General features: G+C 74.0%; 25 protein-coding genes. 18 read left to right on the top strand and 7 right to left on the bottom strand.

Annotated features, from left to right (window positions below; all coding sequences use genetic code 11):
* The first annotated feature begins 13 nt into the window (after positions 1–13).
* Positions 14–592 carry a thymidine kinase gene (locus HIR71_RS04870; protein ID WP_169323935.1) on the top strand — a complete coding sequence of 193 codons (579 nt, stop codon included), beginning with the start codon at positions 14–16 and terminating at the stop codon, positions 590–592.
* Between the two features lie 43 nt (positions 593–635).
* Here the strand turns inward: HIR71_RS04870 and HIR71_RS04865 are convergent, their stop codons facing one another.
* Positions 636–1,532, bottom strand: a complete 897-nt coding sequence (locus tag HIR71_RS04865) for an Fpg/Nei family DNA glycosylase (protein WP_169323934.1) — start codon at positions 1,530–1,532, stop codon at positions 636–638.
* A gap of 58 nt (positions 1,533–1,590) precedes the next feature.
* Here HIR71_RS04865 and HIR71_RS04860 point away from each other — a divergent pair, with 58 nt between their 5' ends.
* A complete protein-coding gene (locus tag HIR71_RS04860; RefSeq protein ID WP_169323933.1) occupies positions 1,591–3,414 on the top strand; it encodes a proline--tRNA ligase in 1,824 nt (607 codons plus the stop codon).
* A gap of 99 nt (positions 3,415–3,513) precedes the next feature.
* Here HIR71_RS04860 and HIR71_RS04855 read toward each other — a convergent pair whose 3' ends face one another.
* Complete coding sequence (locus HIR71_RS04855; protein WP_169323932.1) at positions 3,514–4,473, bottom strand: ferritin-like domain-containing protein; 960 nt, start codon at positions 4,471–4,473, stop codon at positions 3,514–3,516.
* A gap of 212 nt (positions 4,474–4,685) precedes the next feature.
* Between HIR71_RS04855 and HIR71_RS04850 the strand changes: the two genes are divergently transcribed.
* The 10 genes from HIR71_RS04850 to HIR71_RS04805 all read left to right on the top strand — a co-directional run bounded on the left by HIR71_RS04850 (position 4,686) and on the right by HIR71_RS04805 (position 16,945).
* The gene (locus HIR71_RS04850; protein ID WP_169323931.1) at positions 4,686–5,216 is read left to right on the top strand and encodes a ribosome maturation factor RimP; all 531 of its coding nucleotides are present in this window, start codon (positions 4,686–4,688) and stop codon (positions 5,214–5,216) included.
* Between the two features lies 1 nt (position 5,217).
* Positions 5,218–6,288, top strand: coding sequence for a transcription termination factor NusA (gene nusA, locus HIR71_RS04845; protein WP_169323930.1), 1,071 nt, complete (start codon positions 5,218–5,220; stop codon positions 6,286–6,288).
* 59 nt (positions 6,289–6,347) lie between these two features.
* A complete protein-coding gene (locus HIR71_RS04840) occupies positions 6,348–6,668 on the top strand; it encodes a YlxR family protein (RefSeq protein WP_169323929.1) in 321 nt (106 codons plus the stop codon).
* Between the two features lie 130 nt (positions 6,669–6,798).
* Positions 6,799–9,675, top strand: coding sequence for a translation initiation factor IF-2 (gene infB, locus HIR71_RS04835; RefSeq protein WP_169323928.1), 2,877 nt, complete (start codon positions 6,799–6,801; stop codon positions 9,673–9,675).
* Positions 9,676–9,762: 87 nt separating this feature from the next.
* Positions 9,763–10,209: a 30S ribosome-binding factor RbfA gene (gene rbfA / locus HIR71_RS04830; protein WP_169323927.1), complete on the top strand. Its 447-nt coding sequence runs from the start codon at positions 9,763–9,765 to the stop codon at positions 10,207–10,209.
* Positions 10,206–11,156, top strand: a complete 951-nt coding sequence (truB, locus tag HIR71_RS04825) for a tRNA pseudouridine(55) synthase TruB (protein ID WP_211373805.1) — start codon at positions 10,206–10,208, stop codon at positions 11,154–11,156. Before rbfA ends, truB begins: the two co-directional genes overlap by 4 nt.
* Positions 11,157–11,746: 590 nt before the next feature.
* Complete coding sequence (locus tag HIR71_RS04820; protein WP_169323925.1) at positions 11,747–12,790, top strand: bifunctional riboflavin kinase/FAD synthetase; 1,044 nt, start codon at positions 11,747–11,749, stop codon at positions 12,788–12,790.
* Between the two features lie 92 nt (positions 12,791–12,882).
* Positions 12,883–13,152, top strand: a complete 270-nt coding sequence (gene rpsO, locus HIR71_RS04815; RefSeq protein WP_169323924.1) for a 30S ribosomal protein S15 — start codon at positions 12,883–12,885, stop codon at positions 13,150–13,152.
* Between the two features lie 198 nt (positions 13,153–13,350).
* Positions 13,351–15,609: a polyribonucleotide nucleotidyltransferase gene (locus HIR71_RS04810; RefSeq protein WP_169323923.1), complete on the top strand. Its 2,259-nt coding sequence runs from the start codon at positions 13,351–13,353 to the stop codon at positions 15,607–15,609.
* 1 nt (position 15,610) lies between these two features.
* On the top strand, positions 15,611–16,945 hold the full coding sequence (locus HIR71_RS04805) for a M16 family metallopeptidase (protein ID WP_169323922.1): 1,335 nt from the start codon (positions 15,611–15,613) through the stop codon (positions 16,943–16,945).
* Positions 16,946–16,966: 21 nt separating this feature from the next.
* Here HIR71_RS04805 and HIR71_RS04800 read toward each other — a convergent pair whose 3' ends face one another.
* Positions 16,967–17,167, bottom strand: coding sequence for a hypothetical protein (locus HIR71_RS04800; RefSeq protein WP_169323921.1), 201 nt, complete (start codon positions 17,165–17,167; stop codon positions 16,967–16,969).
* Between the two features lie 23 nt (positions 17,168–17,190).
* Between HIR71_RS04800 and dapB the strand changes: the two genes are divergently transcribed.
* Together dapB and HIR71_RS04790 are read left to right on the top strand one after the other, a co-directional pair.
* A complete protein-coding gene (dapB, locus tag HIR71_RS04795; protein WP_311836095.1) occupies positions 17,191–17,979 on the top strand; it encodes a 4-hydroxy-tetrahydrodipicolinate reductase in 789 nt (262 codons plus the stop codon).
* Positions 17,980–17,986: 7 nt separating this feature from the next.
* Entirely contained in the window at positions 17,987–18,436 is a 450-nt protein-coding gene (locus HIR71_RS04790; RefSeq protein ID WP_169323920.1) for a hypothetical protein, read from the top strand.
* A gap of 160 nt (positions 18,437–18,596) precedes the next feature.
* On the opposite strand, the gene HIR71_RS04785 is transcribed toward HIR71_RS04790, so the two are convergent.
* The 4 genes from HIR71_RS04785 to HIR71_RS04770 form a co-directional block, all read right to left on the bottom strand.
* Positions 18,597–19,154 (bottom strand): GNAT family N-acetyltransferase, encoded by a 558-nt coding sequence (locus HIR71_RS04785; protein WP_169323919.1) that lies wholly within the window; start codon positions 19,152–19,154, stop codon positions 18,597–18,599.
* Positions 19,155–19,260: 106 nt separating this feature from the next.
* The gene (locus tag HIR71_RS04780) at positions 19,261–19,581 is read right to left on the bottom strand and encodes an AzlD domain-containing protein (RefSeq protein ID WP_169323918.1); all 321 of its coding nucleotides are present in this window, start codon (positions 19,579–19,581) and stop codon (positions 19,261–19,263) included.
* Entirely contained in the window at positions 19,578–20,303 is a 726-nt protein-coding gene (locus tag HIR71_RS04775) for an AzlC family ABC transporter permease (protein ID WP_169323917.1), read from the bottom strand. The genes HIR71_RS04780 and HIR71_RS04775 overlap by 4 nt, the downstream gene beginning before the upstream one ends.
* A gap of 56 nt (positions 20,304–20,359) precedes the next feature.
* Positions 20,360–21,832 (bottom strand): NAD-dependent succinate-semialdehyde dehydrogenase, encoded by a 1,473-nt coding sequence (locus tag HIR71_RS04770; RefSeq protein WP_169323916.1) that lies wholly within the window; start codon positions 21,830–21,832, stop codon positions 20,360–20,362.
* A gap of 35 nt (positions 21,833–21,867) precedes the next feature.
* Here HIR71_RS04770 and HIR71_RS04765 point away from each other — a divergent pair, with 35 nt between their 5' ends.
* From HIR71_RS04765 to HIR71_RS04750, 4 genes are read left to right on the top strand one after another with little or no spacing between them, the layout of a single operon-like run.
* Positions 21,868–22,674, top strand: coding sequence for a thymidylate synthase (locus HIR71_RS04765; RefSeq protein ID WP_169323915.1), 807 nt, complete (start codon positions 21,868–21,870; stop codon positions 22,672–22,674).
* Positions 22,671–23,219 carry a dihydrofolate reductase gene (locus HIR71_RS04760; protein ID WP_169323914.1) on the top strand — a complete coding sequence of 183 codons (549 nt, stop codon included), beginning with the start codon at positions 22,671–22,673 and terminating at the stop codon, positions 23,217–23,219. The genes HIR71_RS04765 and HIR71_RS04760 overlap by 4 nt, the downstream gene beginning before the upstream one ends.
* Positions 23,220–23,264: 45 nt before the next feature.
* Positions 23,265–24,182: a 4-hydroxy-tetrahydrodipicolinate synthase gene (gene dapA, locus HIR71_RS04755; RefSeq protein WP_169323913.1), complete on the top strand. Its 918-nt coding sequence runs from the start codon at positions 23,265–23,267 to the stop codon at positions 24,180–24,182.
* Between the two features lie 23 nt (positions 24,183–24,205).
* Positions 24,206–25,891 (top strand): ribonuclease J, encoded by a 1,686-nt coding sequence (locus HIR71_RS04750; protein ID WP_169323912.1) that lies wholly within the window; start codon positions 24,206–24,208, stop codon positions 25,889–25,891.
* Positions 25,892–26,031 lie beyond the last annotated feature (140 nt).

The raw sequence follows: 26,031 nt of genomic DNA, 5'->3' as shown, positions 1-26,031 counted from the left end.
CTAGGCTGCGCCCATGCGCAGCGACAGGCTCGGTCGGCTCCAGGTGGTGTGCGGGCCGATGTTCGCCGGCAAGTCCGAGGAGCTCCTCCGCCGGGTACGTCGGGCGCGGCTCGCCGGGCTCGCCGTGGAGGTCGTGAACCACGCGCTCGACGAACGGCACGGCGCAGGCAGGGTCGCCTCCCACTCGGGGCTCGACGTCGCCTCCCAGGCGGTGCCGGACGTGGGCTCCCTGGCGGGGCTGGTCCGGGACCGGCACCTGGACCTGCTGGCGATCGACGAGGCCCAGTTCTTCGGGGCCGGGCTGGTCCCGCTCGTGGACGGTCTCGCGCGCCGGGGGACCACGGTCGTGGTGGCGGGCCTGTGCGTGACGTTCGACGGCGCTCCGTTCGAGCCGTTGCCCGCGCTCATGGCGCTGGCGGAGGACGTCACCAAGCTGACGGCCGTGTGCGCCGTCTGCGGAGCGGACGCGGCGTTCCACCAACGGGCACGGGCCGGCGACGCCGCGGACGCCCGCGTGGCTTCCCTCGAGCACGTCGGAGGCATCGAGGCCTACCAGGCGCGCTGCCGCCGCCACTTCGAGCCGCCGGTCTGACCCCGGTCGCCCGGTCGTCGAGGTCGGTCGACGCGGCGCCGCGTCAGCGCAGGAGGCGCGAGAGCCGGCGGTCGGCGAGCGGCGTGCCGCCGGTCTGGCACGTCGGGCAGTACTGCAGCGACGAGTCGGCGAACGAGACCTCGTGGACCGTGTCCCCGCACGGGACCCCGTCCCAGCCGGGGCACGGTCGACCGGTCCGCGCGTGGACGCGCATCCCGCGCCGCTTGGCGTCCTTGAGCTCCGCGGCAGGCTTGCCCGACGACGCCGCGACCGCGTCGGTCAGCACGTCCAGGACGGCGGTGTGCAGGGTCGCGATGCGCTCGGCGTCGAACGAGCGGGTCAGGGCGAACGGGCTCAGGCGCGCGGCGTGCAGGATCTCATCGGAGTACGCGTTCCCGATGCCGGCGATCACCGACTGGTCGCGCAGGAGACCCTTGACCTGCTGATTCTTCGCGGTGAGCAGCGCGGTGAGCCGCTCGACCGTGAACTCGGGCCCGAGCGGCTCCACGCCGAGCGTCGCGATCGCGCGCACCTCGCGCGGGTCGCGCACGACGTGCACGGCCAGGCGCTTGCGGGTCCCCGCCTCGGTGAGGTCGAAGCCGGCCCCGTCGTCGAGCCGCACGCGCAGCGCGAGCGGCGACCTGCCGGGCCGCGCCGGCGTCCTCGGGGCCTCGTCGTACCAGCGCAGCCACCCGGCCCGGGCGAGGTGGAAGACCAGGTGCGGCGCGACGTCGTCGGCCCCGGACGGGCCGGTGGTGACGTCGAGCCACTTCCCGTGCCGCTCGACTCCGGTGAGCTCCCGTCCGAGCAGGTCCGACGGCGCGGGGGAGAACGTCTTCAGCGCACTGATGGCTCCGACGTCGGCGGCGGCGACGCCACGACCGACCGCCCGCTCGCGCAGGAACCGGGCGAGCGCCTCGACCTCGGGAAGCTCGGGCACCGCCCCATCGTGGCGCACGGGACGGGCGTCGTCACGCCCGGCCACTAGGCTGGCGCCCATGCTGCTGCGGATGTCGTCCCTGTTCGTGCGGACCCTGCGGGAGGACCCGGTCGACGCCGAGGTGGCCAGCCACCGGCTCCTCGTGCGCGCCGGGTACATCCGCCGGGCGGCCCCCGGGATCTACACCTGGCTGCCGCTCGGGCTGCGCGTGCTGCGCAAGGTCGAGGCCGTCGTGCGCGAGGAGCTGGACGCCGCCGGCGCCCAGGAGGTGCACTTCCCGGCGCTGCTGCCCAAGGAGCCCTACGAGGCGACGGGTCGCTGGACCGAGTACGGGCCCAACATCTTCCGGCTCCAGGACCGCAAGGGCGGCGACTACCTGCTCGCCCCGACCCACGAGGAGCTGTTCACCCTCACGGTCAAGGACCTGTACTCCTCCTACAAGGACCTGCCGCTCACGCTCTACCAGATCCAGACGAAGTACCGCGACGAGGCGCGGCCGCGCGCGGGCCTGATCCGCGGTCGCGAGTTCATCATGAAGGACGCCTACTCGTTCGACGTCGACGACGCCGGGCTCGAGGGGTCGTACCAGGTGCAGCGCGCGACGTACCAGCGGATCTTCGACCGGCTCGGGCTCGACTACGTCATCGTCGCCGCGACGTCGGGCGCGATGGGGGGTTCGCGCAGCGAGGAGTTCCTCACCCCGACGCCGATCGGCGAGGACACCTACGTGCGGTCGGCGGGCGGCTACGCCGCCAACGTCGAAGCCGTGACGACCCCGGCACCGCCCGCGATCCCGTTCCACGACGCACCGGCCGCGCACGTCGAGAGCACGCCGGACACGCCGACGATCGAGACCCTGGTCGCGTTCGCGAACGAGAAGCTGCCGCGCTCCGACCGGCCGTGGACGGCCGCCGACACGCTCAAGAACGTCGTGCTGGCGCTGGTGCACCCGACGGGCGAGCGTGAGCTGCTCGTCGTCGGGCTCCCCGGCGACCGCGAGGTCGACCCCAAGCGACTCGAGGCGTCGGTCGCGCCCGCGGAGGTCGAGACGGCGACCGAGGCCGACCTCGCCGCGCGGCCCGAGCTGGTCAAGGGCTACATCGGCCCCGCCGTGCTGGGGGAGAACGCCGGTGTCGACGCCGACGGCGTCGCTCGGGGAGTGCGCTACCTGCTGGACCCGCGCATCGTCGCGGGCACGCGCTGGATCACCGGCGCGAACGAGCCGGGCCGCCACGTGGTCGACCTCGTCGCGGGCCGCGACTTCCTCGCTGCCGGGCAGGACGGCGCGCAGAACACCGTCGAGGCCGCCGAGGTGCGCGCGGGGGACGAGGCGCCCGACGGCTCGGGTCCGCTCGAGCTGGCGCGCGGGATCGAGATCGGCCACATCTTCGCGCTCGGCCGCAAGTACGCCCAGGCGCTCGGCCTCACGGTCCTGGACCAGAACGGCAAGGCCGTCGTGGTCACGATGGGCTCCTACGGCATCGGCGTCTCGCGCGTCATGGCGGCGCTCGCCGAGGCGCACCACGACGACGCCGGGCTCGCGTGGCCCGCCCAGGTCGCACCGGCGCACGTGCACGTCGTGGCGACCGGCAAGGACCCGGCCGTGCTCGAGGCGGCGGAGTCGCTCGCCACCACGCTGTCCGGGCGCGGCATCGAGGTGCTGTACGACGACCGCGTCAAGGTCTCGCCCGGCGTGAAGTTCGCCGACGCGGAGCTCCTCGGCGTGCCGCTCGTCGTCGTCGTGGGCCGCGGGCTGGCGGAGGGCGTGGTGGAGGTCCGCCCGCGGCGGACGGGCGACGGCGACGTGGGCGCCGAGCAGGTGCCGGTCGCCGACGCGCCCGACCGAATCCTGGAGCTGGTGGACGCGCTGCTCGTCCACTGAGCCGGGTCGTCCACCGAGCCGGGTCGTCCACCGAGCCGGGTCGTCCACCGCCTCGCGCGCTCCTCAGCCCTCGAGCGGTACCGGGTTGCGGTACCGGGTTCAGGGCGCCGCGCGCTCGGGCAGCCCGGGGAAGGCCGGGACGGGCGCGCCCCACGCGACCGCCGCCGCGGACGACTCCGCGAGCGCGTCGACGAGCCCCGAGCGCAGCTCGGGATCTGCGGACGCGACGAGCGAGGCGTACGTCGCCGCGAGCGACTGCTCCATCGACCGGGCGAGAGCGGCAGCGGCGGCCGGGTCCTCGAGCCCGGGCGGCACGGCGTACACGGTGCGCCGCGGGTCGAAGCCGGTCCGCGCGATCTCGGCCAGCTCCGCCCACTGCTCGGCGCGCGTGCGGTGCACCAGCGCGCGGTCGACCGCGGCGGCGCGCGCGGCGCCCGACAGCTTGGCGGCGACGACCTCGTACCCGTAGCCCGCGGCGTCCTCGGCCGCCACGAGCTCGCTCAGCGCACTCGGCGCCAGCCCGCCCGGCACCGCGTCCGGCGCCACGACCTGGGGAAGGGCGGGGCCCTCGATCCCGGCCGCGGCGGCCAGCGCGCGTGCGGCCAGCAGGCGCTCGGCCGCCACGGAGGCGAGCAGCCGGGCGAACGGACCGTCGGGGACGGACGACGCGTCCGCCCGTGCGCTCGCGGCCGCCTCCTCGAGCCGGTCCACGAGGACCTCGGGCGTCGCGGCCGCGGGGACGGCTCCCGGTGTGACGACGGGCGTGGGTGCGCTCGACGGCGAGGTGGTCGGCTCCAGCCCGGACCGGTAGGTCCCGCCGAGCTGCGTGACGTGCTCGCGTGCGTGGGCGGCGATCGTCCTGCGCGTCGACAGCACCGGGTCGGCCGGGTCGCCGGCCGGGTCGCCCGCGGGCGCCGCGGCCAGGACCTCGAGTCCGACCGCGTCTGCGGTGGCGCGCTGGCGCGCGGACTCGAGGACGTCCGGCGTCAGCGGCGAGGGCGGGGGCGTCTCGAGACGGAGGCCGCAGCCCGCGAGGATCCCGACCATGGTCAGCGCCACCAGGAGACGCGTCCGGGCGTGATCGCGCCGAGGGCGGGACGTCGTCGGGGGAGTCGACAGCCGGGTCGAGGTGGGTGGGGACAGGGGGCGGCTCATGTCGCGGCGATCCTGCCATGCGGGGCCGACGGACCGGACTCGATAGGCTGGGACGCGCCCACGGTCCGACAACAGCACAGCGCTGCACCGCCCGCTGGAGCCGACAGGAGACGAGCATGGCGACGCCAGCAACCACCGCACGCGTCCGGGCGGTGGTCGAGCCCGTGGTCCTCGGGAGCGGCCTCGTCCTCGAGGACCTCGAGGTGACGTCGGCGGGCCGACGCTCCGTCGTCCGGGTGACGATCGACCTCGACGAGGACGCCGTGGGCAGCCTCGACCTCGACACGCTGGCCGAGGTCTCGCGGCGGGTCGGCGCGGCTCTCGACGCGGCGGACCCCGTGCACGGCGAGTACACGCTCGAGGTCAGCACGCCCGGGACGTCACGCCCGCTCACCGAGGCGCGTCACTTCACGCGCGCACGGACCCGGCTCGTGCGCCTGCGGCTTCGTACCGGCGCCGAGGTGGTCGGACGCCTGCGTGACGTCGCGGCGGGTGCGCTCGAGCTCGGTCCGGTCGAGCCGGCCACGCTGCGCGACGTCGCGGGCGATCCCACGTTCATCCCGCTCGCGGACGTCGCGAGCGGTCAGGTCGAGGTCGAGCTCTCGCGGACGGGCTCCGCGGACGACCTCGACGACGGAGAGGGCTGACATGGACATCGACATGACCACGCTGCGGCTGCTGGAGCGTGAGCGCGACATCAGCCTCGACGTCCTGGTCTCGGCGATCGAGCAGGCGCTGCTCTCGGCATACCACCGGACGCCGGGCGCGCGCTCGAAGGCGCGCGTGGTGGTGGACCGCAAGACCGGTCACGTGACGGTGTGGGCCACGGACGACCCGGTCCTCGGCGAGGACGGGCACCCCGGCGACCCCGGACCCGAGTACGACGACACGCCGGAGGGCTTCGGCCGCATCGCGACCGCCACCGCCCGTCAGGTCATCGTCCAGCGGCTCCGCGACGCCGAGGACGACCAGGTGCTCGGCACCTTCCGGGGCAAGGAGGGCGAGGTCCTGGCCGGCGTCATCCAGCAGGGCCGCGACCCGCGGGTCGTGCTCGTCGACGTCGGGGGGACCGAGGCCGTGCTGCCCGCGCACGAGCAGGTCCCGACCGAGAAGTACGTGCACGGCGAGCGGCTGCGCGGCTACGTCCTCGACGTCGGCCGCGGGATGCGCGGACCCTCGATCACGCTGTCCAGGACGCACCCCAACCTCGTCCGCAAGCTGTTCGCGCTCGAGGTCCCGGAGATCGCGGACGGCACGGTCGAGATCACCGCGATCGCGCGCGAGGCCGGGCACCGCACGAAGATGGCCGTCCGGGCCACGGCGCCCGGCCTCAACGCCAAGGGCGCGTGCATCGGCCCCATGGGGTCCCGGGTGCGCGCCGTGATGGCCGAGCTCCACGGCGAGAAGATCGACATCGTCGACCACAGCGACGACCCGGCCGAGATGGTCGCGCACGCGCTCTCGCCCGCCCGGGTGCTGTCGGTCACGGTCGTGGATCCCGAGACCCGGTCCGCGCGCGTCGTCGTCCCCGACTTCCAGCTCTCGCTCGCGATCGGCAAGGAGGGGCAGAACGCGCGGCTCGCCGCCAAGCTCACCGGCTGGCGGATCGACATCCGGTCGGACGTCGCGGCTCCCGGGGCGGCGGCACCCGCGGACGACGTCGGGGGCTCGCACCGGGCCGCGCCGGGTGGCGAGGGACCGACCGGTCACGCTCCGTGAGACGGAGCGGTAGACTGCTCGCGGCTGGGTCCGACGCCCAGCACTCCACTGACACCACGATGAGCACCCAGGGACCGGTCACGGGCCCGGTGCGCACGTGCGTGGGGTGCCGGTCGACGGGCCCGAGATCCGGTCTGCTGCGCGTGGTGGCCGCCGCCGAGGACGATCCGGTCCTGGTGGTGGACCTCAGGCGCCGCCTGCCGGGCAGGGGTGCGTGGCTGCACCCCGACCTTCGGTGCCTCGAGCTGGCCGAACGCCGGCGGGCGTTCCCCCGGGCCCTGCGTCGAGCAGGGACGGTGGACACCCGCGCGGTGCGCGCCCACCTCGAAGCCGCGCAGGAGCACGACGGAGCCGGTCCCGCGACCGACGCCGCACGTTGACCGATCGACATGGAAGCGGGTTGGAAGCCGATGGCTGCCCGATGAGCACCCAGCGATGAGTACCCAGCGATGAGTACCCAGCACTAACGACGGTCTGACCCTGTCCGGGGCGGGCCGAGACAGGAGAGTTGTGGCAAAGGTCCGCGTCTACGAGCTCGCGAAAGAGCTCGGTGTGGAAAGCAAGACCCTGATGGGGAAGCTCGGGGAGATCGGCGAGTTCGTCCGGTCGCCGTCCTCGACCATCGAACCGCCGATCGTCCGCAAGCTGCGCGACCTGTACCCGGCGGGCGCCCCCGACGGCGCGGCCGCACCGGCTGCGCCCAAGCCCGCCGCCAAGGCGCCCGTGGAGAAGGCCGCAGCCGCCCCGCAGGCCCCGGCGGCGACAGCCCCGGCGTCGGCTCCGGCGTCGGTCCCTGCGGCCTCGACCCCCGCCCCGGCCCGGCCCGCGGCACCCGCGGCTCCCGCCGCTCCCGCCGCTCCTGCGCAGCAGGCCCCGGCGGCCTCGGCTGCGCCCGCGCCGACCCAGGCGGCCGCACCGGCCCCCGGCACCCGTCCCGCACCGGCGACGCAGGGTCGTCCGGGCGCTCCGCGACCCGGCAACAACCCGTTCGCGCCCAGCCAGGGCATGCCCCGCTCGGGCGGCTCCGACCGCGGCGGTTCCGCCGCGCCGGCGGCCGGCCCGCGTCCGGGCGGTCCCCGCCCCGGCGGTCCGCGCCCGGGCAACAACCCGTTCGCGCCGAGCCAGGGCATGCCCCGGCCCGGCGACCGTCGCTCCGACGCCGCTCCGGCGGCCGGCGCCCCGACCGGTGCGGGTGACCGTCCGGGCGGGCCGCGTCCCGGCGGTCCCCGCCCGAGCCCGGGCATGATGCCGCAGCGCAGTACCGTGGGCCGTCCGGGCGACCGGCCCGGCCCCGGCGGCGGCGGTCGCCCCGGTGGTGGCGGTCGTCCCGGTGGCGGTGGCGGCTTCGCCGGCCGTCCCGGCGGTGGCGGTGGCCCCGCCGGCGGTGGCGGTGGCGGCTTCGCCGGTCGTCCCGGCGGTGGCGGCCGTCCCGGTGGTGCCGGTCGCGGCAGCACGCAGGGTGCGTTCGGTCGTGCCGGTGGTCGGCCGGTCCGCGGGCGGAAGTCGAAGCGCGCGAAGCGCCAGGAGTTCGAGCAGATGCAGGCCCCCTCGCTGGGTGGCGTGCAGGTCCCGCGCGGCAACGGCTCGACCGTCGTCCGCCTGCGTCACGGCTCCTCGCTCAACGACTTCGCCGACAAGATCGACGCCAACCCGGCGAGCCTCGTCACGGTCCTCTTCCACCTCGGTGAGATGGCGACCGCGACGCAGTCCCTCGACGAGGACACGTTCGGCACGCTCGCGGCCGAGCTCGGCTACGTCATCGAGATGGTCTCGGCCGAGGAGGAGGACCGCGAGCTGCTCGGGGCCTTCGACATCGACCTCGACGCCGAGCTGGCGGACGAGGACGACTCGCAGCTGCAGGCGCGTCCGCCGGTGGTGACCGTCATGGGGCACGTCGACCACGGGAAGACGAAGCTCCTCGACGCCATCCGGCGCACCGACGTGGTCGCCGGCGAGGCCGGCGGGATCACGCAGCACATCGGTGCGTACCAGGTGCGCGCCGAGCACGAGGGCAACGAGCGGGCCATCACCTTCATCGACACCCCGGGCCACGAGGCGTTCACCGCCATGCGCGCCCGTGGTGCGCAGGTGACCGACATCGCGATCCTCGTGGTCGCGGCGGACGACGGCGTGATGCCCCAGACCATCGAGGCGCTCAACCACGCCCAGGCGGCGAACGTGCCGATCGTGGTCGCGGTGAACAAGGTGGACAAGGAGGCGGCCAACCCCGCCAAGATCCGCCAGCAGCTCACCGAGTACAACCTCGTGGCCGAGGAGTACGGCGGCGAGACGATGTTCGTCGACGTCTCCGCGAAGCAGAACCTCGGCATCGACGAGCTGCTCGAGGCCGTCCTCCTCACGGCGGACGCGTCGCTCGACCTGCGGGCCAACCCCGACAAGGACGCGCGCGGCGTCGCCATCGAGGCGAACCTCGACAAGGGCCGCGGTGCGGTCGCGACGGTGCTGGTCCAGTCCGGCACCCTGCGGGTCGGGGACGCGATCGTCGCCGGCACGGCGCACGGCCGGGTCCGGGCGATGTTCGACGAGCACGGCGCGAACGTCTCCGAGGCGGGGCCGGCACGTCCGGTCATGGTGCTCGGGCTGGCGTCGGTGCCCAGCGCCGGTGACACCTTCCTGGTGGCGTCGGACGAGCGGACGGCGCGCCAGATCGGCGAGAAGCGCGAGGCCGCGGAGCGTGCGGCCCTCCTGGCGAAGCGCCGCAAGCGCATCAGCCTCGAGGACTTCACGCAGGCGCTCCAGCTGGGCAAGGTCGAGACCCTCAACCTGGTCCTCAAGGGCGACGTCTCCGGTGCCGTCGAGGCGCTCGAGGACGCGCTGCTCAAGATCGACGTGGGCGAGGGCGTGGACCTGCGGGTCATCCACCGCGGCGTCGGCGCGATCACGCAGAACGACGTCAACCTGGCGACGGTCGACAACGCGATCATCATCGGGTTCAACGTCAAGTACGCCGAGCGGGTCGAGGACCTCGCCGAGCGCGAGGGCGTGGACGTCCGGTTCTACTCGGTCATCTACCAGGCGATCGACGACGTCGAGGCCGCGCTCACCGGCATGCTCAAGCCGGAGTACGAGGAGGCCCAGCTCGGGACCGCCGAGGTGCGCGAGGTGTTCCGGTCCTCCAAGTTCGGCAACATCGCCGGTTCGCTGGTGCGGTCGGGCACGATCGTCCGCAACAGCAAGGCGCGCGTCCTGCGGGGAGGCGCCGTCGTGGGGGACAACCTCACGGTCGAGTCGCTCAAGCGCTTCAAGGACGACGCCACGGAGGTCCGCGAGGGCTACGAGTGCGGTATCGGTCTGGGGTCGTTCAACGACGTCCAGACCGGTGACGTCATCGAGACCTTCGAGATGCGGGAGAAGCCGCGCAAGTAAGCAGTCCGGTCCGTGGCCCGGGCGTCGACGCGAGTCGTCGCCCGGGCCTCGGCGTCCGGCCGCCGGGCACGAGGAGGAGCAGAACAGATGGCTGACCACGCACGCGCACGCAAGCTCGCCGACCGGATCCAGGTGATCGTGGCGCAGATGATCGACACGCGCGTCAAGGACCCTCGCCTCGGCTTCGTCACGGTCACGGACGTCCGCGTGACCGGTGACCTCCAGCACGCGTCGGTCTTCTACACCGTGCTGGGGGACGAGGAGGCACGGGCTGGCTCGGCCGCCGCGCTCGAGAGCGCCAAAGGCCTCATCCGGTCCGAGGTCGGCAAGCAGACCGGCATCCGGCTCACCCCGTCGCTCGAGTTCGTCCTCGACGCCGTGCCGGAGACCGCGGCGCAGCTCGAGGCGGCGCTGAACGAGGCGGCGCGCCGCGACGCCGAGGTCGCCGCCCTCGCGGCAGGCGCCCGGTACGCGGGCGACGCGGACCCGTACCGCAAGCCGGAGCCCGACGACGACGAGCGGCCCGGCCCCTGAGCGTGCCGCGGACCGGCAGCGAGACGCCCCGCGAACGCCGACCCACGGCGCCCGACGGCATCGTCGTCGTGGACAAGCCCGCCGGCTGGACGAGCCACGACGTGGTCGCGCGGATGCGCCGGCTCGCCGGCACACGCAAGGTGGGCCACGCCGGGACGCTCGACCCGATGGCGACGGGCGTCCTGGTGGTGGGGATCGGCCGCGCGACCCGGCTCCTGACCTACGTGGTGGGTGCCGACAAGGACTACACGGCGACGATCCGGCTCGGGGTCACCACCACGACGGACGACGCCGAGGGGGAGCCGGTCGCGCACGCGGACGCGCGCGCGGTGCCTCGTGCGGAGGTCGACGCCGGGGCCGCGGCGCTGACGGGTGAGATCGCGCAGGTGCCGAGCGCGGTGAGCGCCATCAAGGTCGACGGTCAGCGGGCCTACGCGCGGGTGCGCGCGGGGGAGTCGGTCGAGCTGGCGGCGCGTCCGGTGACGATCGCGCGGTTCGAGGTCCTCGACGTCCAGGTGCCCGACGACGCACCCGCCACCCTCGACGTGGACGTGGCCGTCACGTGCTCGTCGGGCACGTACGTCCGGGCGCTCGCTCGCGATCTCGGTGCCGGCCTGGGGGTCGGTGGGCACCTGACCGCGCTGCGACGCACCCGGGTGGGCGGGTACGGGCTGGCGGAGGCCCGGACGCTGGACGAGCTCGGTGCCACGCCGCCCGACCGCCCGCTCGACGTGCTGCCCCTCGGCGACGCCGCGCGCGCCATCTTCCCCGTGCGCGAGCTGACGCCCGGCGAGGCGGCCGCGTTGTCGTACGGCAAGCGGATCGACGCCACCGGGCCCGACGTGCCCGGGCTCGTCGCGGGGGTCGCGCCCGACGGCACGCTTGTCGCGCTCCTCGAGCCGGCCGGTGCGCACGCCCGGCCGGTGCTGGTGTTCGCCCCCGCGTGACGGACCTGCGCAGCTCGTCGCTCCGGGCCCCGATCCTGTCCGGGCTCGGCCCTGCACTGACCGACAGCGACGATGAGGAGCAGTCCGATGAGCACACCGAACCAAGCCCGTCGTGCAGCCGACCAGGTTGCCACCGAGCGAGCCCTGGGTGAGGTCTCGGACGTCCTGCTGAACCTGGATCACACGATCGCCCGGGCCAAGAAGGCGCGCGGGCTCGTCGCGAAGGACGAGGACGCGCGGAACGTGGAGCTGGCGCTCGGAGACCTCGTCAAGGAGCTCGACCGTGCACGCAAAGCGACTGATGCAGGACACGTACTACGCGGGCGACTCGCTGCGACTCATCTGACGCTCGCCCACCGAGGTCCTCGTCGTCGAGATGAAGCTGGTTCATCGCGGGGTAGCCCTCAACCGGGAGATCGGCGCGGGGGAGCGGCCGTACGCCCCGTTCGCTCTCTGACCGAGGTGTCCGTCCGCGCTGAGCGACGGCCCGGTCAGATCGTGGCTTACGCGACTGTCGTGGCACTCTTGTCCTCGCTGTCGCCCGCGCGGGCATCCGGCACCCGTCACCCGCAACCAGAACAGGAGCCCCGGTGCATCGCTGGACCGACCTCGCTCAGGTGCCGCCAGCGTTCGGTCCGTCGGTCGTCACGATCGGCAACTTCGACGGCGTGCACCGGGGGCACCGCAGCGTGCTGACCCGGATGGTGAGCGACGCCCGCGCGATCGGCGCCGACGCGGTCGCGGTCACGTTCTCGCCGCACCCGGCGCGGGTCCACCACCCCGAGTCCGCGCCGCCGCTGATCACGGGGATCGAGGACCGCCTGCGGCTCCTCGCGCAGACGGGCCTCGACGCCGTCCTCCTGCTCGAGTACACGCTCGGGTTCGCGCGGCAGACGCCCGAGGAGTTCGTGCGGCGGTACCTGGTCGGCGGGCTTCGCGCGCGGACGGTCGTCGTGGGTCGCGACGTGCGGTTCGGCTGGAACAACTCCGGCGACCTCACGACCATGGTCGAGCTGGGCGAGCGGCACGGGTTCAGGGTCGAGGTCATCGAGGACCTCGCCTCCGAGCCCGAGCCCGAGCAGACCACCGAGCGCACCGCCTACGAGGAGAGCCTCCGGCACGTCGCCGACCCGCTGCACCGACGCTGGTCGTCCACGTGGGTGCGGGAGCTGCTGGCCGAGGGCCGCGTGGCCGAGGCCGCGACCGTGCTCGGGCGAGCGCACCGGGTGCGCGGCGTCGTCGTGCACGGGGACGCCCGGGGGCGCGAGCTGGGGTTCCCGACGGCCAACCTCGGGCCCGAGACGGACGGGATGATCCCGGCGGACGGCGTCTACGCCGGGTGGCTGCGTCGCCTCGGCCGCGCTCCCGGGGCGGACGACGCCGTGCTGCCCGCCGCCATCTCGATCGGGACCAACCCCACGTTCGATGGTGTCGAGCGACGGGTCGAGGGGTACGTGCTCGACCGTACCGACCTCGACCTCTACGGCGAGGAGGTCGCGTACGAGCTCGTCGCGCGGCTGCGGGAGACGCTGCGCTTCGACTCGGTCGACGACCTCGTGGCGCGGATGCACGACGACGTCGCGCGCGCCCGGGAGACGCTCGACGCGGCGGGTGGGCCTCCCGCCGACTGGTAGGATCGCCGAGCCGTCATATCGGCCGCGGATCCAGAGCGCCCGGGTGGACATGCCCCGGAGCACCGCGCAACGAGTACACCTGAAGGAGAGCCGTGCCCCTCGACGCAGCCACGAAGAAGTCCATCATGACCGAGTACGCCACGCACGAGGGCGACACCGGCTCCCCGGAGGTCCAGATCGCGATGCTGACGCAGCGCATCCTGGACCTGACCGAGCATCTCAAGGAGCACAAGCACGACCACCACAGCCGTCGTGGCCTGCTCCTCCTGGTCGGCCAGCGCCGTCGCCTCCTCGGCTACCTGCAGAAGGTCGACGTCAACCGCTACCGCACCCTGATCGGGCGCCTCGGCCTCCGCCGCTAGTCATCACCCACCAGCCCGGGCCTCGTCGAGGTCCGGGCTGGTCCGGTACTGGGCCTCGGCCCGCACCACAGAGAAGTACCCACGCGCCGTCCCGGCCTCGCCCGGTCCTCGGTAGTGGTTCTCGGAGAGTCTCCGCGGACCTCGATCGAAGACCGCCGCGGTACGCGGCAGGCGCCTTCACGAAAGAGGAGGGCACCCATGGAGGGTCCCGAGATCGAGTTCAGCGAAGCCGTCATCGACAACGGCAGGTTCGGCACGCGCACCGTCCGGTTCGAGACAGGCCGCCTCGCGCGGCAGGCCGCCGGCTCCGCCGCCGCGTACCTCGACGGCGAGACGATGCTGCTGTCGGCCACGACGGCCGGCAAGCACCCCAAGGAGCAGTTCGACTTCTTCCCGCTCACGGTCGACGTCGAGGAGCGGATGTACGCCGCCGGGCGCATCCCCGGATCGTTCTTCCGTCGCGAGGGCCGCCCCTCGACCGAGGCGATCCTGGCCTGCCGCCTGATCGACCGCCCGCTGCGCCCCACCTTCGCCAAGGGCCTGCGCAACGAGGTCCAGGTCGTCATCACCGTCATGGCCCTCCACCCCGACGACGCCTACGACACGCTGGCGATCAACGCCGCGTCGCTCTCGACGCAGCTCTCGGGCCTGCCGTTCACCGGCCCGATCGCGGGCGTGCGCATCGCGCTCGTCGACGGCCAGTGGGTCGCGTTCCCCAAGCACTCCGACAAGGAGCGCGCGGTCTTCGACATGGTCGTGGCCGGCCGGCAGGTCACGGCCGCCGACGGCTCGACCGACATCGCGATCATGATGGTCGAGGCCGAGGCCACCGAGGGCTCGTGGCACCTGATCCAGGAGGGTGCCGGCGCCCCGACCGAGGCCGTCGTGGCCGAGGGCCTCGAGGCCGCCAAGCCGTTCCTCCGTGCGCTGTGCGACGCCCAGGCCGACCTGGCCGCGCGTGCCGCCAAGCCGGTCCGTGACTTCCCACGCTTCCTCGACTACTCCGACGACGCGTACGCGGCCGTCGAGGGCGTCGTCGAGCAGGACCTCACGCAGGCGCTCACGATCGCCGACAAGCAGGACCGCGAGAACCGGCTCGACGAGATCAAGTCGGCCGTCGTCGCGCAGCTCGCCGAGCAGTTCGAGGGCCGCGAGAAGGAGCTGTCGGCCGCGTTCCGGTCGGTGCAGAAGAAGCTCATCCGCCAGCGCGTCCTCACCGACGGCGTGCGCATCGACGGCCGCGGGCTCGCGGACATCCGCACCCTCTCGGCCGAGGTCGAGGTGCTCCCGCGCGTGCACGGCTCGGCGCTGTTCGAGCGCGGCGAGACCCAGATCCTCGGGGTCACGACGCTGAACATGCTCCGCATGGAGCAGCAGCTCGACACGCTCGCGCCCGAGACGCGCAAGCGCTACATGCACAACTACAACTTCCCGCCCTACTCGACCGGCGAGACCGGTCGCGTGGGCTCGCCCAAGCGTCGGGAGATCGGCCACGGCGCGCTCGCCGAGCGGGCGCTCATGCCCGTGCTGCCGAGCCGCGAGGAGTTCCCCTACGCGATCCGCCAGGTCTCGGAGGCGCTCGGCTCGAACGGGTCGACGTCGATGGGCTCGGTCTGCGCCTCGACGCTCTCGCTGCTCAACGCCGGCGTGCCGCTGCGCGCCCCGGTCGCGGGCATCGCGATGGGCCTCATCTCCGACGAGGTCGACGGCCAGCCGCGGTACGCCGCGCTGACCGACATCCTCGGTGCGGAGGACGCGTTCGGTGACATGGACTTCAAGGTCGCCGGTACCAAGGAGTTCATCACCGCGATCCAGCTCGACACCAAGCTCGACGGCATCCCCGCCTCGGTGCTCGCGGGCGCGCTGACCCAGGCGCGCGACGCGCGGCTCGCGATCCTCGACGTCATGGCCGAGGCCATCGACGTCCCGGACGAGATGTCGCCGAACGCCCCGCGCGTCATCGCGGTCAAGGTGCCCGTCGACAAGATCGGCGAGGTCATCGGCCCGAAGGGGAAGATGATCAACCAGATCCAGGAGGAGACCGGCGCCGACATCTCGATCGAGGACGACGGCACGGTCTACATCGGCGCCACCGACGGTCCGTCGGCGGAGGCCGCACGGGCGGCGATCAACGCGATCGCGAACCCGCACATGCCGGAGATCGGCGAGCGCTTCGTCGGCACCGTGGTCAAGACCACGACGTTCGGCGCGTTCGTCTCGCTCTCGCCGGGCAAGGACGGTCTGCTGCACATCTCGCAGATCCGCAAGCTCGTGGGCGGCAAGCGCGTCGAGAACGTCGAGGACGTGCTCGGGGTGGGCCAGAAGGTCCAGGTGGAGATCGGCGAGATCGACCCGCGCGGCAAGCTCTCGCTGCACGCGGTCGTCGAGGGCGACGGCGAGGCCTCGGCGGACGCCGCCCCCGCGGAGGCGGCCGCCAACGCGGACGCCGACGCCTGAGGTGCCGCTCGCACTTCCCCTCGCCACGCCCGGTGACCCGGGCAGCGAGCTGACCGCCGGGCAGGACGGCGACGCCCTCGTGCGTCGTTCCGTCCTGCCCGGCGGTGTGCGTGTCCTCACCGAGCGGATGCCGGGTCTCCGGTCCGCCACGGTGGGCGCCTGGGTCGGCGTCGGCTCGCGTGACGAGCGCGACGGCCACCACGGCTCGACCCACTTCCTCGAGCACCTGCTCTTCAAGGGCACCGAGCGCCGCACCGCGATGGACATCGCGGAGGCCTTCGACACGGTCGGTGGCGAGGCGAACGCCGCCACCGGCAAGGAGCACACCTGCTACTACGCACGCGTGCTCGACGACGACCTGCCGATGGCGGTCGACGTGATCACCGACATGGTGACCTCCGCGCGGCTCGACGCCGCCGAGCTCGAGACCGAGCGCGGCGTGATCCTCGAAGAGCTCGCGATGAACGACGACGACCCGTCGGACGTCGTGCACGAGCGGTTCGCGCAGGCCGTGCTCGGGGCGCACCCCCTCGGCCGCCCGATCGGGGGGACCCCCGAGACGATCCGCGCCGTCCCGCGCGACGCGGTCTGGGACCACTACACCGAGCACTACGGCCCCCGCACGCTCGTCGTGACGGCCGCGGGCGGCGTCGACCACGACGCGCTGTGCGCCCAGGTGCTCGCCGCGCTCGGCACGGGCGGCTGGGACGTCACGACGCCGCAGGCGCCGGTCGGTCGCCGCGGCGACGGCGCCCACGCGGGCGGCGCGCCCGCGAGCGCCGCCGCGTCGGTCACGGTGCATCGCGCGACCGAGCAGGCCAACGTCGTCATCGGCGGTCGCGGCCTGACCGCGACGGACCCGCGCAGGTTCGCCCTGTCGGTGCTCAACGCCACGCTCGGTGGCGGGATGTCGTCGCGGCTCTTCCAGGAGATCCGCGAGAAGCGTGGGCTCGCCTACTCGACGTACTCGTTCGCGTCGGGGCACGCCGACACGGGCATCTTCGGGCTCTACGCCGGCTGCACGCCGGCCAAGGTCGACGAGGTCACGCGGCTGCTCGAGCAGGAGTGGGAGCGGCTCGCGAACGACGGCATCACCGCCGCCGAGCGTGAACGGAGCATCGGGCAGCTGTCGGGCGGTCTCGTGCTCGGGCTCGAGGACACGGGCTCGCGGATGAGCCGGCTGGGCAAGGCCGAGCTGGTCCACGGCGAGCTGCTCGGCCTCGACGAGTCGCTCGAGCGCATCCGCGCGGTCACGGCCGAGGAGGTCCGGGTGCTGGCGGGCGAGCTCGCGGCGCAGCCGCGGTCGATGGTGCGGGTCGGTCCCTTCACAGGCTGAGCCCTCAGGACGGACGCACGTTCAACGCGCCAGCCCGTCGAGCGTGCGCGCGAGCGGTCGCCAGGCCGAGGCGGCGAGGCACACCAGCACGGTGACCGGGAGCTGGAGCTGGGGCGTGACCGGGTCGTCGCCCAGGAGCCTCCGGGTGCCGGTCGGCGCAGCTCCCACGGGGTCGGTCGGCGCGATGATCACCACCGGTGGATCGACATCGGGGCCCGGCACCTTGACCGGCTAGGGTTCCACCCGTGAACGACCGGACCGCGCCAGCAGAGCCCACGTCGCGTCGGACGCCGGTCGCGGTCCTCGGTGCCGCCGGTCGGATGGGTCGCACGGTGTGCGCCGCGGTCGAGTCGGCCGTCGACCTGCGGCTCGCCGGTGCCCTCGACGCCGGGGACGACGTCGCGGCCGGGGTCGCCGCGTCGGGCGCGCGCGTCGCGGTCGACTTCACGGTGCCGGACGCGACCGAGGCGAACGTCCACTCCCTCATCGACGCGGGTGTGCACGCCGTCGTCGGGACGACTGGGTGGACCGCGGAGTCGCTCGGACGGGTCCGGGACCACCTGACCGACGTACCCGGCGTCGGCGTGCTCGTCGCGCCGAACTTCGCGCTGGGTGCCGTGCTGGCGATGCGGTTCGCCGCGCAGGCCGCGAGGTACTTCGAGTCGGCCGAGGTCGTGGAGCTGCACCACCCGGACAAGGTCGACGCCCCGTCGGGGACCGCCCGCCACACGGCGCAGGCGATCGCCGCGGCCCGGGCCGACGCAGGACTGGACGCGGTCCCGGACGCGACCGCGACCGCCCTGGCGGGTGCGCGCGGCGCCGACGTGGACGGCATCCGCGTGCACAGCGTGCGGCTGCGCGGGCTGGTCGCCCACGAGGAGATCCTGCTCGGGAACCGGGGCGAGCAGCTGACGATCCGCCACGACTCGTTCGACCGGGTCTCGTTCATGCCGGGGGTGCTCCTGGCCGTCCGCGCGATCGAGTCACGTCCTGGGCTCACCGTCGGCCTCGAGCACCTGCTCGACCTGGGGTGACGCGACCATGAAGAGGTCCTCGCTCCTCGGCGCCGTCGCGCTGACCGCCCTGCTCGCGATCTACGTCGTCGTCGTCGCGGTGCGCGGCGTCGCGCTGCTCGGCACCGGCGAACCGGTGGGCATCGTGCTCGGGGCCGCGGTGCTCGTGCTGCCGTTCGTCGTGGTGTGGCTGATCGCGCGCGAGTGGCGGCTCGCGGTCGAGGTCCAGCGCATGGCGGACGAGCTCGCGGTGGCCGGCGCTCTCCCGGTCGACGACCTGCCGCGGTCGCCGAGCGGGCGGATCGACAGGGGAGCCGCCAGGGCGGCCTTCGCCGGGCCACGGGCCGACGCCGAGGCGAACCCCGACAGCTGGGCCGCGTGGTACCGGCTCGCGTTCGCGTACGACGCGGCTGGGGACCGACGTCGGGCCCGCGCGGCACTACGCCGGGCCGCGGCGCTCCACCGGGCCGACACCTGACCCCCGCAGACGCCTGACCCCCGCAGACGACTGACCCCCGCAGACGCCTGACCCGCCGACGTCGCCTGCCGCGACGTCCGCACTCGATGGGCCCATGACCTGACCCGCACGAGTGCGGACGTTGCGAGCCATCACCCAGGACGTCCGCACTCGATGGGGGTCAGACCTGCGCCGACCAGCGGTGCTCGGTGACGCGGCGCTCGAGGGCCGGCGCCGTGGCGAGCTCACGCGTCGCGTCCTCCGGACCCAGGCCCGCTGACCGCAGGAACTGCGCGCGCGCGGCGTCGCCGTCGAGCACCCACGTCACGAGGTGGTCGGCGCCGTCCTCGCGGAGCAGGTCCACCGCCGCCGCGAGCAGACGCGACCCGTGCCCGGTGCGCTGCGCGGCCGGCGCGACCTCGAGCGCCACCAGCTCGCCGCCCGGCGCGCTCAGCGGGGCGCTCTCGCCGGCCGGGAGCGGCGCGACCGCGGCGAAGCCGACCACGGTCGCCCCCTCGCACGCGACGAGCACGCGGAAACCGGGCCCAGGCGGCGCGGTGATCGCCGCCCCCCAGCGGTCCCGGAAGACCGTGGGGTCGAGCCGGTCGAGCACGTCCGGGCCGAGCACGTCGGCGTGCACGGACCGCCACGCCTCGAGCTGGATCGCGGCGATCGTCGTCTCGTCGCCCGGCACGGCCGGCCGGACCGAGACGTCCGCCTGCTCGCGGAACAGGGCCATCAGGCGCTCGCGCGCAGGATCGGGACAACAGGCATGCGAGATCTCTCTTCACGTCGAGCGGGGAACGCCGGGGCGTGCGGGCAGGCTACCAAGGGCCGCCCCGGGGTCATCCGGCGACCGCCCGGAGGACCGCCGCGGTGGCCGCAGCGGCCGCCACCACGACGATGAACGGCGCCCGCAGCGCGAGTGCCGCCGCCGCGACCACGAGCGCCGGGAAGCGGGCGTCGAGCACCAGGTGCGAGCCGGTGGTCAGCGTCTGCACCCCGACCAGCGCCGCGAGCAGCGCGACGGTGACGAGCGAGGCGGTGCGGGCGACACGAGGCTCGGCGAGCCAGTGCTCGGGCACCAGGTGCCCGACGAGCTTGATCGCGAGCACGACCGCCGAGGCGGCGAGGAGCGCGAGCCACGTCACGGCGTCGGGGCTCATGGCTCCGTCCGCTCCGGCGCGCCCACCGGGGTGGCGAGCGCGGCGTCCGGTCGGGTCCACCCGATGACGATCGCGACGACCGCGGCCGCGAGCACCGGGATGCCGGCAGGGACGACCGGCGTGAGGGCGAGGGCGACGACGACCGCCGCGAGCGCGGTCGCCCGGGCGGTCGCGCCCACCAGGCGCGGCCACACCAGCGCCAGGAACGCGGCGGGCGCGGCGGCGTCGAGGCCGTAGGTGCGCGGGTCGCCGAGCGCCTCGCCCAGGAGCGCCCCCGCGAGCGTGAAGGCGTTCCACAGCACGAAGACCCCGACCCCGGTCCACCAGAACCCGGCACGCACGGCGCCGGGCGTCCGCCCCGCAGTGCCGACGGCGGTCGACTCGTCGATCGTCACGTGCGCCGCGAGAGGACGGCGCCAGCCGTGCGCGCCGAGCAGCGGTGCCATCTGGATCCCGTACAGCGCGTTGCGCGCACCGAGCAGGCCCGCGGTCGCGACGGCGGCGCCACCCGAGCCGCCCGCGCCGAGCACGCCGATGAACGCGAACTGGGAGCCGCCCGAGAACATCAGCAGGCTCAGCGCCATCGTCTGCGCCACGTCGAGCCCGGCCGCGACCGCGAGCGCGCCGAACGAGATCCCGTAGAGGCCGGTCGCGACCGCGACGCTGAGCGACTGCCGGACGGCGGTGCGGACGCCGTCGTCGTCGTGGTCGCTCGATCTCACGCGGGTCAGGCTAGCCGCCCGACCGGCCCGCACCCGACCCGCGGGCCGGGGGCGGCTCACAGCGCGACGTACACGCTGTCGAGGTACTCCTCGATCCCGGCCTCGCCGCCCTCGCGGCCGAGCCCCGACGACTTGACGCCGCCGAACGGCGCGCTCGCGTCCGACACCATGCCGCGGTTGATCCCGACCATCCCGGCCTCGACCTCCTCGGCCACGCGGAAGGCCCGGTCGATGTCGCGCGTGTAGGCGTACGCCACGAGCCCGAACTCGGTCCCGTTCGCGAGCGCGAGGGCCTCGTCGTCGTCGGTGAAGGTCACGACGGGCGCGACCGGGCCGAAGATCTCCTCGCGCACCGCCCGGGCGTCCGGGTCGACGTCGGTCAGGACGGTGGGGGAGTAGAAGTACCCCGCGCCACGAGGCCGGTCGCCGCCGATGGTCACGCGAGCCCCGCCGTCGACGGCCTCGGCCACGACCTCCTCGACGCGGTCGACCGCCTTCTTCTCGATCAGCGGGCCGACCGTCGTGCCCTCGCGCGCCCCGTGCCCGACGACCAGCCGGTCGAAGGCGGCGGTGAGGCCCTCGGCGAACTCGTCGGCGACCGACTCGTGCACCAGGAACCGGTTCGCCGCCACGCACGTCTGCCCCGCGTTGCGCATCTTGGCCGCCATGGCCCCCTGCACGGCCGCGTCGACGTCGGCGTCGTCGAAGACCAGGAACGGCGCGTTGCCGCCGAGCTCCATCGAGGTGCGCAGCACGCCCTGCGCCGCGCCCCGGAGCAGCACGCGGCCCACCTCGGTCGACCCCGTGAAGGACAGCTTGCGCAGGCGCGGGTCCGCGAGCAGCGGCTCGGTCACCGCGCTCGAGGACGACGTCGGCACCACGTTGATGATCCCGGTCGGCAGGCCGCGGTCCTCGAGCCGGCGCCGCACCGCCTCGGCGAACAGCGCCGTCGTCAGCGGCGTCAGGCCCGCCGGCTTGATCACGACCGTGCACCCGGCCGCGAGCGCGGGCGCGACCTTGCGCGTGATCATCGCGATCGGGAAGTTCCACGGCGTGATGAGCAGCGCGGGCCCCACCGGGCGCCGCAGGACCAGCTGCCGGTTCGCCCCCGACGGCGCCGTGCGGGTCAGGCCGTTGATCCGCACCGCCTGCTCGGAGTACCAGCGCACGTAGTCGGCCGCGTAGGCCACCTCGGCGCGCGACTCGGTGAGCGGCTTGCCCCCCTCGGCGGTGATGAGCGCCGCGAAGTCGTCGCTGTGCGCGGTCAGTGTCTCGAAGACGGCCCGCAGCAGCTCGGCACGCTCGCGCGGCGCGACCGCCCGCCACGCCGGCAGCGCCGCGTCGGCCGCGGCCAGGGCGTCCAGCCCGTCCTGCGCAGTGGCGTCGGCGACGTCGAACAGCGTCTCGCCGGTCGCCGGGTCGGCGACCGGGAAGGTGCCGCCCCCGGTCGCGGGGCGCCACGCGCCACCGATGAGCAGGCCGGTCGGAAGGTGCGCGGCCACGGTGGGCGGCAGGGTCCACGTCGACATACGGGTCAGTATCGCCCCGACCTAGGATGGCCCGCATGACGCCACCCGTACGGACCCAGTACGAGGACCTCCTGAGGCTTGTCCTCGAGACGGGAACCGCGAAGAGCGACCGCACCGGGACCGGCACGCGGAGCGTCTTCGGGCACCAGATGCGGTTCGACCTCGCGGAGGGCTTCCCCCTCGTCACGACCAAGCGCGTGCACCTGAGGTCGATCGTCTACGAGCTGCTGTGGTTCCTGCGCGGCGACTCCGACGTCGGGTGGCTCCAGGAGCACGGCGTGAGCATCTGGGACGAGTGGGCGGGGCCCGACGGCGAGCTCGGCCCGGTCTACGGCGTCCAGTGGCGCTCGTGGCCGACGCCGGACGGCGGTCACGTGGACCAGCTCGCCCAGGTGCTCGACACGCTGCGGACGGACCCCGACTCGCGCCGGATCATCGTCTCGGCGTGGAACGTCGCGGACGTCCCGCGCATGGCGCTCGCGCCGTGCCACGCGTTCTTCCAGTTCTACGTGGCCGACGGCCGGCTGAGCTGCCAGCTCTACCAGCGCAGCGCCGACCTGTTCCTCGGGGTCCCGTTCAACATCGCCAGCTACGCGCTGCTCACCCACATGGTCGCCCAGCAGGCCGGCCTCCAGGTGGGCGACTTCGTCTGGACCGGCGGCGACTGCCACATCTACGACAACCACGTCGACCAGGTGCGCGAGCAGCTCACGCGTGAGCCGTACGCGTTCCCGACGCTCGAGCTGCGTCCGGCGCCCTCGATCGACGACTACACGCTCGAGCACGTCCAGGTGCACGGCTACCAGCACCATCCCGCGATCAAGGCGCCGGTCGCGGTATGACGCTCGGCCTGGTCTGGGCCGAGGGACGTGCGCCCGACGGCGGTCCGGGGGTCATCGGTCGTGCGGGTGGCCTGCCGTGGCACCTGCCGGAGGACCTCGCCCACTTCCGCGAGGTCACGGACGGCTGCCCGGTCGTCATGGGGCGCGCGACCTGGGACTCGCTCCCGGCCCGGTTCCGGCCGTTGCCCGGCCGGCGGAACATCGTCCTGAGCCGGCGGCCCGGGCTCGTGGTCGAGGGGGGCGAGGTCGTGCCCGACGTCGCGTCGGCGCTCGCGACGGTGGGCGACGGCCCGGCGTGGGTCATCGGGGGCGAGCAGGTCTACGCCGCGACGATCGCGCTCGCGGACCGGCTCGAGGTGACGGAGATCGACCTGGTCGTGGCGGACGGCGACGCCCGGGCACCGCGGATCGGCGCGGGGTGGGTGCCGGTCGGGGCCGACCCTGACCACGACGGCGACCCGTCGGGCTGGCGGGTGGGCGCGAACGGGCTGCGCTACCGGTTCCGCGCCTACGAGCGCACGCGCACGTCGACCGTCCCGCGGTGAGGGACGGCCGACGCCGCCCGCGCGGTACGCGGTAACTTGTGCCTCATGGCCGCCGCGCACCCGACCACGCCCGCACGTCCGTTCGGTGCCGTCCTCACGGCGATGATCACGCCCATGACCCCGTCCGGCGAGGTCGACCTCGCCGCCGCCGCCCGGCTCGCGACGCACCTCGTGGACCACGGGCACGACGGGCTCGTGCTCAACGGGACCACGGGCGAGGCGCCCACCACCCACGCGCCCGAGAAGGCGGACCTCATCGCCGCCGTCGTCGACGCGGTGGGGGACAGGGCGGTCGTCGTCGCCGGCGCCGGCTCCAACGACACGAGCCACGCGGTGCGCATGGCCCAGCAGGCAGCCGAGGCCGGCGCGCACGGGCTGCTCGTCGTGACGCCCTACTACTCGCGCCCCTCGCAGGAGGGGATCTACCGGCACACCGTGGCGGTCGCGGACAGCACGGGCCTGCCCGTCATGCTGTACGACGTCCCCGGTCGTACGGTCGTGCGCTACGCGCCCGAGACGCTCGACCGGCTCGCCGCCCACGAGCGCGTCGTCGCGGTCAAGGACGCGACGGGCGACGTCTTCGGTGCGTTCCGCACGATGACCCGCACCGGGCTCGCGTACTACTCGGGCGACGACCCGATGAACCTCGCGTTCCTGACCCACGGCGGGGCCGGCGTCGTCAGCATGGCCGGTCACCTCGTCGGGGACGAGCTCGCGGCGATGGTCCGGGCGGTGGACGCGGGCGACCTGGCCCGCGCCCGGGAGCTGTTCGCCGGGATGCTGCCCGCGATCGACCTCATCTGCGGCTCGGGCAACGGGGCCGTCCGCTCGAAGGCCGCGCTCGAGCTGCTCGGCCTCCTCCCGCACCGCACGCTGCGCCTGCCGCAGGTCCAGGCCGACGACCAGGAGCTCGACGTCGTCCGCGCGGCCCTCGAAGCAGCCGGGCTGCTCGCGCGGCGCTGAGCCGGCCCTCGCGAGGAGACGCCATGTCGCACCCCCACCCCGAGCTCGGCCTGCCGCCGGCTCTGGCGGACGGCACGCTGCGCATCGTCGCGCTGGGCGGGCTCGGGGAGATCGGGCGCAACATGGCGGTGCTCGAGCTGCGCGGGCGGCTGCTCGTCATCGACTGCGGGGTGCTGTTCCCCGAGGACCACCAGCCCGGCGTCGACCTGATCCTCCCGGACTTCGAGCACATCGCCGGACGGCTCGACGACATCGAGGCGATCGTCCTCACGCACGGGCACGAGGACCACATCGGTGCCGTCCCGTACCTCCTGCGACTGCGCCGCGACATCCCGCTGATCGGGTCGCAGCTGACCCTGGCGTTCGTCGAGGCGAAGCTGCGCGAGCACCGGATCGCCCCGTTGACCCTGGCGGTCCGCGAGGGCCAGACCGAGACCATCGGGCCCTTCGAGTGCGAGTTCGTGGCCGTCAACCACTCGATCCCCGACGCGCTCGCGGTCGCGGTACGGACCGAGGCCGGGACCGTGCTGCACACCGGCGACTTCAAGATGGACCAGCTCCCGCTCGACGGGCGGGTGACCGACCTGCGCGCGTTCGCCCGGCTGGGAGAGGCGGGGGTCGACCTCTTCATGGTCGACTCGACCAACGCTGAGGTACCGGGGTTCGTCACCCCCGAGCGCGAGATCGGCCCGGTGCTCGACGGCGTCTTCGCGACGTCGGAGAAGCGGATCGTCGTCGCATCGTTCGCGTCGCACGTGCACCGGGTCCAGCAGGTGCTCGAGGCCGCGGCGTCGCACGGGCGCCGCGTCGCCCTGGTGGGGCGCTCGATGGTGCGGAACATGACCATCGCGGCCGACCTGGGCTACCTCGACGTGCCCGACGGGGTCCTCGTCGACCTCAGGTCGGCGGGCGACCTGCCCGACGACGAGGTCGTGCTCATGTGCACGGGCTCGCAGGGTGAGCCGATGGCCGCGCTCTCCCGGATCGCCAACTCCGACCACCAGGTCTCGGTCGGTCCCGGGGACACCGTGATCCTCGCGTCGTCCCTCATCCCGGGGAACGAGAACGCGGTGTACCGGGTGATCAACGGCCTCACGCGCCTCGGCGCCCGGGTCGTGCACAGCGGCAACGCCAAGGTCCACGTGTCCGGGCACGCGTCTGCGGGCGAGCTCCTCTACTGCTACAACGTGCTGCGACCGCGCAACGTCATGCCGGTGCACGGCGAGGTGCGGCACATGGTCGCGAACGCCGCGCTCGCGGTCCAGACCGGGGTCCCGCACGAGAACGTCGTGCTGGCGGAGGACGGCATGGTCGTCGACCTCGTGGACGGGCGGGCCCGGGTCGTCGGGGCGGTGCCGTGCGGCTACGTCTACGTGGACGGTGCGAGCGTCGGCGAGCTCACCGAGGCGGAGCTCAAGGACCGCCGGATCCTGGGGGAGGAGGGCTTCGTCTCGATCTTCGCCGTGGTGGACTCCGGGTCGGGCAAGGTGCTCGCGGGCCCGCACATCCAGGCGCGCGGCTTCGCCGAGGGCGACGCGGTCTTCGAGGAGATCCTCCCGCAGGTCACCGCCGCCCTGGAGGAGGCGACGCTCGGGGGAGCGGTCGACACGTACCAGCTCCAGCAGGTGGTACGGCGTGTGGTCGGTCGGTGGGTCTCGTCCCGGCTCAGGCGCCGCCCGATGATCATCCCGGTGGTCGTCGAGGCGTAGTCGCGCGGTCGGGGTCGACCGGCGCCGCGAGGAGCCCGGCACCGGTGACGCGGCGAGTCCCCACAGGCGGACGGCGACGGCCGGTGAGGCCGGGCGCCGCTTTGGGCCGTCCGGGGTGTCTTTCGCGGCACCGCGGGACA

It is taken from the genome of Cellulomonas fimi, from assembly GCF_012952065.1.
Lineage (GTDB): Bacteria > Actinomycetota > Actinomycetes > Actinomycetales > Cellulomonadaceae > Pengzhenrongella > Pengzhenrongella fimi_A.
The sequence above is the reverse complement of the archived record's forward strand: the minus strand, read 5'-3'. Positions and strand labels throughout refer to the sequence as shown.